We start from the raw sequence: 12,445 nt of genomic DNA on the forward strand, positions 1-12,445 counted from the left end.
CGGGCTTCAGCCCGGGAGCGCGCCATACTCTCCCCGTGCTGAAGCACGGGCTACGAGACCACATCTGGGGCGTTGGTAGGTCGGGTGCAACCCGACAGGGTTCGGCAGGAGGCTCCAGCGGGTTCCACCCGCCTTGCACCGCAAGCACGTCCTCACCCTGTAGCCCGGACTTCATTCCTGGGGCGGCCACGCCTTTCCTGCGTTGACGCACGGCCACGAAGCCGCACCCGGGGTTCTGGTCGGGTGCGGGTCAGCGCGGATAGAGCGGCGGCAGCCCGCTTTCGCCAGCGGCCTGCTGCTGAACCTGCGGCGTGGGCAGGGCGCGGATGGCCTTCCACAGCTCCTCGCCCTGCCAGTGCTGGCCGCTCTCGCTGTAGAGGGCGCCGTTGAGGCCATCCATGGCGTCGGACAGCGGCACGAAGCGTGCGGCCATGTCCGCCAGGGTTTCCGGTTGTTGCCGCGCCCAGGCGTCCAGGGCCTGGCGCGTGGCGTGGGGATCGTTGGCCAGGCAGGCGCGCTTGAGGTCGTCCAGCAGGGTGCGCGGGCTGGGGCCGGTCTGCGCGGTGGGCAGGATCGCCGGTTGCCGGCGGGCGTGCCACCACAGGCCGAAGCCCAGTAGCGTGGTCAGGGCCAGCAGCAGCGTGGCGAGCTTCCAGGGCCACAGTAGCGGGCCCTCGACCACGCGCTGGGCGTCATGGGCGCTTTCCACCGGTGCTTCCGGTTCGAGTGCGGGGTTGTTGGCCACTTCCAGGGTGCGCCCCGGCAGCTGGCTGCGTTCCAGGTGATCCTCGCGGGTGTTCCACCAGACCACTTCAACCGGCGGCAATTCGATGCGCCCGCTGGTGGTGGGCACCAATGCCTCGCGTTCCTCGCGGCTGCCGAGCACGCCGCGCTCGCTGGCCTGGTTGGAGAGCTGCGGCTGGTCGGGATAACGGCGCAGGCCCGGTGCATGTGTGGCGGGCAGGGCGGGCAGCTGGGCGCTGGCCAGGCCCTCGACCTTGACCATCAGGCTGCGGGTCAGCGAGTCGCCGACCTGGGCCTTGTCCGGCTCCGGGTTCCAGGCCTCGGCCAGGGTCAGGTTGCGTGCCGGCAGCCAGGGGGCATCGGCGGGGTACTCGGCCGGCTTGGCCTTCACCGTCAGCGGGATTTCCGGCGAGCTGACCCGTGTCAGGCGACCCGGGCGCGGGCCGAAGGGCTGGTAGTCGTTCTGCCCGGAGCGCTCCACCAGGGTCGCGCTGAACACCTGGGCAGGGATGCTCAGTTGGCCGCTCTTCTGCGGGAAGATCGCGTAGCGCAGTTCGATCACGCCGTGGCGGATGCCGTTGATCTCCTTCTCGTAGGTGCGCGGCTCGCCCAGTTGCTCGATGCGCGCATCGGCCATCTGCAGCGGGGTCAGGCTGCTGTCGTCGTACAGCGATACGGAGTGGTAGATGCGCAGGGTGAGGATGGTCTGCGCCTGCACGTAGACGCTTTCCTCGTCCAGGCTGGCGTCGATGAACACCGGGGCGAGCTTGCTGTTGCCGGCGGCGTTGTCGCTCTTCTGGATGTGCAGGGTGATCGGCCGGGTCTCGGCCTCGCCCAGGCGCAGCGGCGGGATCACCACGAAGCCGCTCTGCTTCGGCTGCAGGGTGACGATCCAGCGCGTGGCGCGGTCATCCTGGCCATTGAGCGTACTGATGCGGTTGATCTGGCGGGTGCCGAGCACCTCGAAGAGCGACTCCAGCGGCTTGAGGTCGGGCTTGCCGAACAGCGTCGGGTCGGAAGACTCCAGGATCAGCTCCACCGTCTCGCCCTCGCTGAGGCGCGCGCGGTCGACGCTGGCGGTGAAGCCCGCCGCGCTGGCGGTGCAGGCCAGCAGGCTGAGGAGGAGGGCGCAGAGGAGGCGCATCATTCTTGGTTTTCCTGGCGGCGTTGCTGTTCGTACCAAAACTTGCGGCGCAGCAGTTCGGCGGGGTCGTCGGGAATCTGCCGCAGCCATTGCTCCAGGGACTGGCGGCGCTCATCGCCCAGGGGCTCGGCCTTGCCGGGTGCGTCCGCGGGTTGCTGCTGGCCCTCAGGCTTCTGCCCGGACTCGGCCGGCTGTTCCTGCGTACCGGCCTGCTGGCCCGGCGGCTTGCCTTCTTCGGGCGGTGTGGTGGAAGCGCCTTCGGCGTTCTGCTGCTCGTCCTTGTCCTCGCTTTTCTCCGGGTCGCCACCCTGGCCGGCGGAGGGTTGCTCCTGGGGCTGCTGCTGGCCCTGCTGGCCGTCCTGCGGTTGTTGCGATTGCTGCTGCTTCTGCTGTTGCAGCAGCTGTTCCACCAGCGCCTTGTTCTTCAGCGCCGGCTGCAGGTCCGGCTCACGCTCGAGGGCTGATTCGTAGGCGTCCAGGGCGGCCTCCAGCTGGCCGGCCCTGGCCAGCGCGTTGCCACGGTTGTAGTGGTCGGCGGCGCTGTCGCCACCGGCGAAACGTTCGGCGGCTTCGGCGTGCTTGCCGGCCTCGTAGAGCGCATAGCCCTGCCAGCGTGGGTCCTCGAAGCGACGGGCCGCCTCGGCGCTCTGCCGGGCTTCCAGCAGGCGCTGGCCCTGCTGGTCGGGTCGCAACCACAGGTCCTCCGGCTCGAAGGCCAGGGCAGGGCGGGGCAGTACGAAGAACAGCGGCAGGCAGAAGATCCAGCCCCGGCGCCCGGCGCAGGCGGCGATCAGCAGCAGCGGCAGCAGCAGCCAGTGGCCCTGGTCGGCCCAGGCTTCCAGCCGTGTGGTTTCACCACTTTCGCGCAAGGTCCGGGCACCGCCGAGCAGGTCCAGGTTGCGCAGGTCGCGCTCGTCGACGCGGGCGGTGGCGTATCTGCCCCCCAGGCTGCTGGCGAAGCGCTTGAGGCTGGGGGCGTCCAGGCGCGGCAGGAGGATGGCGCCTTGGGCGTCCTTGATGAAGCCACCGTTCTCCTGGGCGATGGGGGCGCCCTGGGACGTGCCGATACCGAGGATGCTCAGGCGTTCGCTCTTCGAGCCGAGCGCCTGGCGGATGCCGTTGCGTTCCTCCTCGCTCAGGCTGCTGGTGATCAGCAGCAGGCGGCCCTGGCCCTGGGCACCCTGCTTGAGCAGTGCGAGGGCCTTTTCCACGGCGAGGTCGGCGCGCTGGCCGGGCTCCGGCATGATCGATGGCTTGAGCGCCTCCAGCAGGTTGCCGGTGGTCATCAGGTCGTCCGAGAGCGGCACCAGGCTGTGGGCGCTGCCGGCATAAAGGACGATGGCGGTCTGCGCATCGTGGCGGGCTTCCAGCAGGTCGCGCAGCTTGCGCTTGGCCTGCTCCAGGCGTGTGGGCGGCACGTCGGAGGCGAGCATCGAGGGAGTCAGTTCGAGGATCACCACCAGCGGGTCCGCGCGTTTCTGCGTGCTTTGCTCGACCCGCTGCCAACTGGGGCCGATCAGTGCCAGCAGGCCCAGGCTCCAGGCCAGGCCGAGGGCGATCCAGGGCAGGCGGTTGTTGCGTTCGCGGCCACCGCCCAGCAGCCAGGGCTGGAAGGCGATGGGCAGCAGTTGCTGCCAGCGTCCGCTGCGGCGCTCGCGGTGCCAGAGCTGCCAGATCAGCCAGGCCAGCAGCGGCAGCATGAGCAGCCAGAGCGGGCGCGACCAGTGCGGCCAGAGTTCGCTCATGGGCGTCTCCTCAGCCACTGCGGCCGTTGCTGCAGGGCGTGCGGCCACAGCTCGCGGCTGATCAGCAGCAGGCTCAGCAAGAGGGCGGCGCCCAGCGGCCAGCAATACAGCGCCAAGGCGGGGCGGGCCTGGCTGGGCAGCTGCGAGACAGGCTCCAGCTGGTCAAGCGAGCGCTCGATCTCCTCCAGCTCCTTGCTGGAGCGGGCGCGGAAGTAGCGGCCACCGGTCTGCTCGGCGATGCGGCGCAGGGTCGGCTCGTCCAGGTCCAGGCCGGGGTTGAGGCCGAACATGCCGAGCACGCCGCCCTGTTCCGGGTCGGCGCCGATGCCGATGGTGTAGATCTTCACCTGTTCCTCGGCGGCGAGGCGGGCGGCGGTGAGCGGCTCGATCTCGCCGCCGGTGTTGGCGCCATCGGTGACCAGCACCAGCACGCGGCTGTTGGCCGGGCGCTGGCGCAGGCGCTTCACCGCCAGGCCGATGGCGTCGCCGATGGCGGTGTTCTTGCCGGCGATGCCGATCAGCGCCTCGTCGAGCCAGACGTGCACGGTCTGCCGGTCGAAGGTCAGCGGCGCCTGCAGGTAGGCCTGGCTGCCGAAGAGGATCAGGCCGATGCGGTCGCCGATGCGGCCGTCGATGAATTCACCCATCAGGTGCTGCACCAGGGTCAGGCGGCTGACTTCCTTGCCGTCGAGTTCCATGTCGGCATAGTCCATGGAGCCGGACACATCCACCGCCACCAGCAGGTCGCGGCCGCTGGCCGGCAGGGGTTGCGGCTCGCCCACCCATTCCGGGCGCGCGGCGGCGCAGAGCAACAGCAGCCAGAGCAGGATGAACGGCGCCTGCTGGCGCCAGGCCGGCAGGTTGGCGCGGGCACGGCGGCCGGCGAGGGCCTCCAGCTCGCCGAGGAAGCTCACCTTGAGCGCCGCCTCGCCGCTGTCGGCCGGCGGCAGCAGCACGCGCAGCAGCCAGGGCAGCGGCGCGAGCAGGAAGATCCAGGGCCAGGCGAGCTCAAACATGTTTGCGGATCCAGGTGTCGACCGCCTGGGACAGACCCTCGATGGCCTTGTCGTCGAGCTTGCACTCGGGGCGGTAGGCGCCTTCCACCAGCACCATCCAGCGGGTCAGGCCGGCGGCGGGGCAGCGGTTGTCCAGGTAGGCCAGCCAGGCACGGCCGCTGAGGGTGAGGCTGTGGTCGTTGGGGTAATGCAGGCGGCACAGGCGCTTGAGCAGGCCGTTGAGCTGCTGCAACCAGGGGCCTGCGGGCGCGCCGTCGTAGGGCTTGCGCAGTTGGGCGAGTTCCCGGAGGGCGGCCTCGCGCATGGGCTCCAGGGGCTGCTCCGCCCGCTCGCCGCGTTGCCGGCGAGGCAGGCGGTGGCGCAGGCGCCAGAGGCCCCAGAGCAATAACGGCAGCAGCGCCGCCAGCACCCACCAGCCCGGCGCGGGTGGCCACCAGGGCACGGCGTCGGGGGCGATCAGCGGCTCCAGCTGGTCCAGTGGGTTCATCGCTTGCCACCGCGGTGCTGCAGATGGTCACGCAACTGTTCGACCATGCCGGCCTGGGTGCTCAGGGGCAGCAGCAGCACGCCCAGGCGTTGGGCCAGGCGCTGCCAGCGTGCCTTGCGGGCGTCGCCCTGGTCGCGATAGGCCTGGCGCAGCTCGGGGTTGTGGGTGTCCAGCTCCAGCCTGGCGCCCAGCTCGGTGAAGCGCAGCAGCCCGGCGGCGGGCAGCGCGTGGTCGAGCGGATCGGAGAGCGGCAGGAGGATCAGGTCGGTGTGGCGGGCGAGCAGGGCGAGCTGCTGCTCCGAGGTATCGGACAGGGTGCGCTCGTCACAGAGGATCACCACCAGGCTGCCGGGGCGCAGCACTTCGCGGGCGCGGCGCAGGGCCAGGCTGAAGCCTTCGCGGGTGGCGCCCTGCTGGCCGCCGAGTGCCTGGTTGGTGCGCACCAGGCGGTTGAGCAGTTGCAGCAGGCTCTGCTTGCTGCGCCGGGGCTTGATCTCGTGGTGCTCGCTGTCGCTGAAGACCAGGCCGCCGATGCGGTCGTTGTGGCCCAGGGCGGCCCAGCCGATGAGGCTGGCGGCGTGGGCGGCGAGCACCGACTTGAACATCTGCCCGGAGCCGAAGAACAGCCGCTGGCTCTGCTCGACCATGATGAACACCGGGCGTTCGCGCTCTTCGTGGAACAGCTTGGTGTGCGGCTCCTGGGTGCGCGCGGTGACGCGCCAGTCGATGGTGCGCACGTCGTCACCGGGCTGGTAGACGCGCACCTGGTCGAAGTCGACGCCGCGCCCGCGCAGCTTGGAATGGTGCAGGCCGATGAGCGGGCTGCGTCGCGAGGGCGTGGAGAACAGCTGCACCTCGCGGACGCGGTGACGCATGTCGATCAGCTCGGCGAGGCTGACCTTGATGCCGGTCGGGGCGGCTGGGCTGTCCATGGGTCAGGCGACGGCGACCACATCGAGGATGCGCTGGATCACCCGGTCCTGGTCGATGCCGGCGGCCTCCGCCTCGAAGGAGAGGATCAGGCGGTGGCGCAGGGCGTCGAAGAGCACGGCCTGGATGTCCTCGGGGCTGACGAAGTCTCGCCCTGCCATCCAGGCGTGCGCGCGTGCGCAGCGGTCGAGGGCGATGGAGCCGCGCGGGCTGGAGCCGTAGGCCAGCCACTCGGCCAGCTCGCTGTCGAACTTGGCCGGGGTGCGCGTGGCCATCACCAGCTGCACCAGGTATTCCTCCACGGCGTCGGCCATGTACAGGCCGAGGATTTCCTTGCGCGCGGCGAAGATCGCCTGCTGGCTGACCTGGTGCTCGGGGCGTGTCTCGCCGTTGAGGGCGACGCCACGGGCCTGCTGGAGGATCTTGCGTTCCACCGAGGCCTCGGGGAAGCCGATCTTCACGTGCATCAGGAAGCGGTCTAGCTGGGCCTCGGGCAGCGGGTAGGTGCCTTCCTGCTCGATGGGGTTCTGCGTCGCCATCACCAAAAACAGCGGTGGCAGGTCGTAGGTGGAGCGACCGATGGAGACCTGGCGCTCGGCCATGGCCTCGAGCAGCGCCGACTGCACCTTGGCCGGCGCGCGGTTGATCTCGTCGGCGAGCACCAGGTTGTGGAAGATCGGTCCCTGCTGGAACACGAAGCTGCCGGTCTCCGGGCGATAGATCTCGGTGCCGGTGATGTCGGCGGGCAACAGGTCGGGGGTGAACTGGATGCGATGGAACTCGGCTTCCACGCCTTCGGCCAGGTCCTTGATCGCCTTGGTCTTGGCCAGGCCGGGCGCCCCTTCCACCAGCAGGTGACCATCGGCGAGCAGGGCGATCAGCAGGCGGTCGATGAGCTTTTCCTGACCGAGGATCTGGGTGGACAGGTACTGGCGCAGGGCGATCAGTGCTTCGCGGTGTTCCATCGTTGGACTCGCTCGGAATGGACGGGGGAAGCGGAAGCCTCCGGGGTGGCGCAGTACTTTAATCCAGAGTGGGGCCACCGGCCTAGGCGGCGTGCCGACGCGCTGAGGATTTCGTCACGGGGCGCGTGCAAGGGGCGGCCAGCGGACCAGTATTGACCGAATATGTCGCGCCTCGAAAAGCCTGCGCGATGCCGCCCTCGCTAAGCTCTTGCGCAACGGTGACCGTCCGGTCCGACCCATGCCCGGCGCGTCATCCGACCGTCACACTGCCCAATGAACCTGTGACCCCATCACCGCGCAATAAGCGTTCTACGCTTACACCCCAACAATACGAGCCAAGCGGAGCACAACCATGGCGTTCTTCACCGCGGCCAGCAAAGCCGACTTCCAGCACCAACTGCAAGCGGCCCTGGCGCAGCACGTCAGCGAACAGGCCTTGCCACAAGTAGCCCTGTTCGCCGAACAATTCTTCGGCATCATCGCCCTCGACGAACTCACCCAGCGGCGCCTGTCCGACCTGGTGGGCTGCACCCTGTCGTCGTGGCGGATGCTGGAACGCTTCGACCCGGCCAAGCCGCAGGTGCGCGCCTTCAACCCCGACTACGAGAAGCACGGCTGGCAATCCACCCACACCGCGGTGGAAGTGCTGCACCCCGACATCCCCTTCCTGGTGGACTCGGTGCGCATGGAGCTGAACCGCCGCGGCTACAACATCCATACGCTGCAGAACAGCGTGCTCAGCGTGCGCCGCAACAAGAAGGGCGAGCTCGCCGAAGTGCTGCCCAAGGGCACCCAGGGCAAGGACGTGCAGCAGGAATCGCTGATGTTCCTGGAGATCGACCGCATCGCCGCGCCCGCCGCCCTCAAGGCCCTGGAGAAGGCCATCGAGGAAATGCTCGGCGAGGTGCGCATCGCCGTCGCCGACTTCCAGCCCATGACCGCCAAGGCCCGCGACCTGCTGGCCTGGCTGGACAAGGCCAAGCTGAAGGTGGACAAGGCCGAGCTGGCCGAGATCAAGGTCTTCATGAACTGGTTGCTGGACAACCACTTCACCTTCCTCGGCTACGAGGAGTTCACCGTGGTGGACGAGGGCGAGGCCGGTGGTCACCTGGTCTATGACGAGAAGTCCCTGCTCGGTGTCTCGCGCCTGCGCCGCACCGGCCTCAGCGCTGCGGACCTGCACGTCGAGAAGGAGGCCGTCGACTACCTGCGCGGCCCGGTACTGCTGTCCTTCGCCAAGGCCGCCGAGCCGAGCCGCGTGCACCGCCCGGCCTACCCGGACTTCGTTTCCATCCGCGAGCTGGACGCCAAGGGTCGCGTGGTCAAGGAATGCCGCTTCATGGGCCTGTACACCTCTGCGGTGTATGCCGAGAGCGTGACCGAGATTCCCTTCATCCGCGGCAAGGTCGCCGAGATCCAGCGCCGCTCCGGCTTCGATCCGCGTGCCCACCTGGGCAAGGAGCTGGGCCAGGTGCTGGAAGTGCTGCCCCGCGACGACCTGTTCCAGACCCCGGTGGACGACCTGTTCTCCACCGCCATGGCCATCGTGCAGATGCAGGAACGCAACAAGATCCGCCTGTTCCTGCGCCGCGACCCCTACGGGCGTTTCGCCTATGCGCTGGCCTACGTGCCGCGCGACGTCTATTCCACCGAGACGCGCCTGAAGATCCAGCAGATCCTCATGGACCGCCTGCAGGCCAGCGACTGTGAGTTCTGGACCTTCTTCTCCGAATCCGTGCTGGCGCGCGTGCAGTTCATCCTGCGCCTGGACCCGAAGAACAAGGCCGTGGTCGACCCGGTGCGCCTGGAGAAGGAAGTGATCCAGGCCTGCCGTTCCTGGAAGGACGACTACGCCAGCCTGGTCAACGAAAGCTTCGGCGAAGCCCAGGGCACCCGTGTGCTGGCCGACTTCCCGAAAGGCTTCCCCGCCGGCTACCGCGAGCGCTTCGCCCCGCACTCGGCCGTGGTCGACATGCAGCACCTGAACAGCCTCTCCGACGAGCGCCAGCTGGTGATGAGCTTCTACCAGCCGCTGACCCAGGGCGAGCAGCTGCTGCACTGCAAGCTGTACCACGCCGACACGCCGCTGCCGCTGTCCGACGTCCTGCCGATCCTGGAGAACCTCGGCCTGCGCGTGCTCGGCGAGTTCCCCTATCGCCTGCACCGCCAGGACGGCCGCGAGTTCTGGATCCACGACTTCGCCTTCACCAGTGCCTCGGGCCAGGAAGTCGACATCCAGCAGCTCAACGACACCCTGCAGGACGCCTTCATCCACATCGTCAGCGGTGACGCCGAGAACGACGCCTTCAACCGCCTGGTCCTGACCGCCTCCATGCCCTGGCGCGACGTGGCGCTGCTGCGCGCCTATGCCCGCTACCTGAAGCAGATCCGCCTGGGCTTCGACCTGTCCTACATCGCCAGCACGCTGCTGAACCACGTGGACATCGCCAAGGAACTGGTGCGCCTGTTCAAGACCCGCTTCTACCTGGCCCGCAAGCTCACCGCCGAGGACCTGGAAGACAAGCAGCAGAAGCTCGAACAGGCCATCCTCGGCGAGCTGGACAACGTCGCCGTGCTCAACGAGGACCGCATCCTGCGGCGCTACCTCGACCTGATCAAGGCGACCCTGCGCACCAACTTCTACCAGCCCGATGCCAACGGCCAGAACAAGGGCTACTTCAGCTTCAAGCTGAGCCCGCGGCTGATCCCCGACATCCCGCGCCCGGTGCCCAAGTTCGAGATCTTCGTCTACTGCCCGCGCGTCGAGGGCGTGCACCTGCGCTTCGGCGACGTCGCCCGGGGCGGCCTGCGCTGGTCCGACCGCGAGGAAGACTTCCGCACCGAGGTGCTGGGCCTGGTCAAGGCGCAGCAGGTGAAGAACGCGGTGATCGTGCCCATGGGCGCCAAGGGCGGCTTCATCCCCCGGCGCCTGCCGGTGGGCGGCAGCCGTGACGACATCCAGGCCGAGGCCATCGCCTGCTACCGCATCTTCATCAGCGGCCTGCTGGACGTCACCGACAACCTCAAGGAAGGCCAGGTGGTACCGCCGGCCAACGTGGTGCGCCACGACGCCGACGACCCCTACCTGGTGGTGGCGGCCGACAAGGGCACCGCGACCTTCTCCGACATCGCCAACGGCATCGCACTGGAATACGGCTTCTGGCTGGGCGACGCCTTCGCTTCCGGCGGCTCCGCCGGCTACGACCACAAGGGCATGGGCATCACCGCCAAGGGCGGCTGGGTCTCGGTGCAGCGCCACTTCCGCGAGCGCGGCATCGACGTGCAGAAGGACAACGTCACCGTGATTGGCATCGGTGACATGGCCGGCGACGTATTCGGCAACGGCCTGCTGCTGTCGGAAACGCTGCAGCTGGTGGCGGCCTTCAACCACATGCACATCTTCATCGACCCGAACCCGGACGCGGCCAGCAGCTTCGTCGAGCGCAAGCGCCTGTTCGACCTGCCGCGCTCCTCCTGGGCCGACTACGACGCCAAGCTGATCTCCGCTGGCGGCGGCATCTTCCTGCGCAGCGCCAAGAGCATCGCCATCAGCCCGGAAATGAAGGAACGCTTCGACATCCGTGCCGACAAGCTGACCCCCACCGAACTGCTCAACGCCCTGCTCAAGGCACCGGTCGACCTGCTGTGGAACGGCGGCATCGGCACCTACGTGAAGTCGAGCAAGGAGTCCCACGCCGATGTCGGCGACAAGGCCAACGACGCCCTGCGCGTGGACGGTCGCGAGCTGCGGGCCAAGGTGGTGGGCGAGGGTGGCAACCTGGGCATGACCCAGCTCGGCCGCGTCGAATACGGCCTCAACGGCGGCGCCAGCAACACCGACTTCATCGACAACGCCGGTGGCGTGGACTGCTCCGACCACGAGGTGAACATCAAGATCCTCCTGGGTGAGATCGTCGCGGCCGGCGACATGACCGGCAAGCAGCGCAACAAGCTGCTGGCGGACATGACCGACGCGGTGGGCAGCCTGGTGTTGGGCAACAACTACAAGCAGACCCAGGCGCTGTCCCTGGCGCAACGCCGCGCGCGCGAGCGTATCGGTGAATACAAGCGCCTGATCGCCGCGCTGGAGGGCGCCGGCAAGCTGGACCGCGCGCTGGAGTTCCTGCCCGGTGACGAGGAGCTCAACGAGCGCGCCGCCAACGGCCAGGGGCTGACCCGGCCGGAGCTGTCGGTGCTGATTTCCTATAGCAAGATCGACCTCAAGGAATCGCTGCTCAAGTCCCTGGTACCGGACGACGACTACCTCGCCCGCGAGATGGAGACCGCCTTCCCGCCGCTGCTGGCGAGCAAGTTCGGCGAGGCCATGCGCCGCCACCGCCTGAAGCGCGAGATCATCAGCACCCAGATCGCCAACGACCTGGTCAACCACATGGGCATCACCTTCGTGCAGCGCCTGAAGGAGTCCACCGGCATGAGCGCGGCCAACGTCGCCGGTGCCTACGTGGTGGTGCGCGATGTGTTCCGCCTGCCGCACTGGTGGAAGCAGATCGAGTCGCTGGACTACAAGGTGCCCGCCGAACTGCAGCTGACCCTGATGGACGAGCTGATGCGCCTTGGCCGCCGCGCCACCCGCTGGTTCCTGCGCAGCCGCCGCGAAGACCAGAACGCCGCCCGTGACGTCGGCCACTTCGGCCCGCGCGTGGCCGAGCTGGCCGGCCGCCTGGACGAGCTGCTGGAGGGCCCGGCCCGCGAGCAGTGGCTGGCCCGCTACCAGGCCTACGTCGAGGCCGGCGCACCGGAGGAACTGGCCCGCGTGGTGGCCGGCACCAGCCACCTGTACACGCTGCTGCCGATCATCGAGGCCTCGGACGTCACCGGCAAGGACACGGCCGAAGTGGCGGCCGCCTACTTCGCCGTCGGTGGCGCGCTGGACCTGTCCTGGTACCTGCAGCAGATCACCGGCCTGCCGGTGGAGAGCAACTGGCAGGCGCTGGCGCGCGAAGCCTTCCGCGACGACCTCGACTGGCAACAGCGGGCGATCACCGTATCGCTGCTGCAGATGGTCGATGCCCCGGTCGACATGGACGAGCGCGTGGCCCTGTGGCTGGAACAGCACCGCCCGCTGGTGGAGCGCTGGAAGGTGATGCTCACCGAACTGCGCGCCGCCACCGGCACCGACTACGCCATGTATGCCGTGGCCAACCGCGAGCTGATGGACCTGGCCCAGAGCGGCCAGCATGGGGTCAAGACCTCCTAAGCCATCGTTCGCTGAAAGGTTGAATGTGCTCTAGCCCCGCTTCGGCGGGGCTTTTTTTGCCTGGCGTTCCCGTAGCCGGAGCGGATGACGCTGACGTTCTTCGGGACGCCGGCAGCTTGCAAGCTATCGGAGTGATTGGGTTCCTACGGCAGGTCCCGTCGTTTCTTCGGAAGCTTCCCGATCCCCTGGGGGCTTT

General features: G+C 68.5%; 7 protein-coding genes. 1 reads left to right on the forward strand and 6 read right to left on the reverse strand.

Going from position 1 to position 12,445, the window contains the following annotated elements; all coding sequences use genetic code 11:
* Window positions 1–250: 250 nt before the first annotated feature.
* The 6 genes from WFQ67_RS29505 to WFQ67_RS29530 are packed head-to-tail and all read right to left on the reverse strand — an operon-like array spanning window position 251 to window position 7,031.
* Entirely contained in the window at window positions 251–1,891 is a 1,641-nt protein-coding gene (locus WFQ67_RS29505) for a BatD family protein (RefSeq protein WP_337058933.1), read from the reverse strand.
* Complete coding sequence (locus WFQ67_RS29510) at window positions 1,888–3,633, reverse strand: VWA domain-containing protein (RefSeq protein ID WP_337058934.1); 1,746 nt, start codon at window positions 3,631–3,633, stop codon at window positions 1,888–1,890. Before WFQ67_RS29510 ends, WFQ67_RS29505 begins: the two co-directional genes overlap by 4 nt.
* On the reverse strand, window positions 3,630–4,649 hold the full coding sequence (locus WFQ67_RS29515; protein WP_173173667.1) for a vWA domain-containing protein: 1,020 nt from the start codon (window positions 4,647–4,649) through the stop codon (window positions 3,630–3,632). The genes WFQ67_RS29510 and WFQ67_RS29515 overlap by 4 nt, the downstream gene beginning before the upstream one ends.
* Window positions 4,642–5,136, reverse strand: coding sequence for a DUF4381 domain-containing protein (locus WFQ67_RS29520; protein WP_213628873.1), 495 nt, complete (start codon window positions 5,134–5,136; stop codon window positions 4,642–4,644). Before WFQ67_RS29520 ends, WFQ67_RS29515 begins: the two co-directional genes overlap by 8 nt.
* A complete protein-coding gene (locus WFQ67_RS29525; RefSeq protein ID WP_173173671.1) occupies window positions 5,133–6,068 on the reverse strand; it encodes a DUF58 domain-containing protein in 936 nt (311 codons plus the stop codon). Before WFQ67_RS29525 ends, WFQ67_RS29520 begins: the two co-directional genes overlap by 4 nt.
* A 3-nt stretch (window positions 6,069–6,071) precedes the next feature.
* Entirely contained in the window at window positions 6,072–7,031 is a 960-nt protein-coding gene (locus tag WFQ67_RS29530; RefSeq protein WP_111259384.1) for an AAA family ATPase, read from the reverse strand.
* Between the two features lie 352 nt (window positions 7,032–7,383).
* Here WFQ67_RS29530 and WFQ67_RS29535 point away from each other — a divergent pair, with 352 nt between their 5' ends.
* A complete protein-coding gene (locus WFQ67_RS29535; RefSeq protein ID WP_173173673.1) occupies window positions 7,384–12,249 on the forward strand; it encodes an NAD-glutamate dehydrogenase in 4,866 nt (1,621 codons plus the stop codon).
* The last annotated feature ends 196 nt before the right edge of the window (window positions 12,250–12,445 follow it).

Origin of the sequence: Pseudomonas sp. USHLN015, from assembly GCF_037153275.1 — a bacterium.
In the GTDB taxonomy this organism is placed as follows: domain Bacteria; phylum Pseudomonadota; class Gammaproteobacteria; order Pseudomonadales; family Pseudomonadaceae; genus Metapseudomonas; species Metapseudomonas tohonis.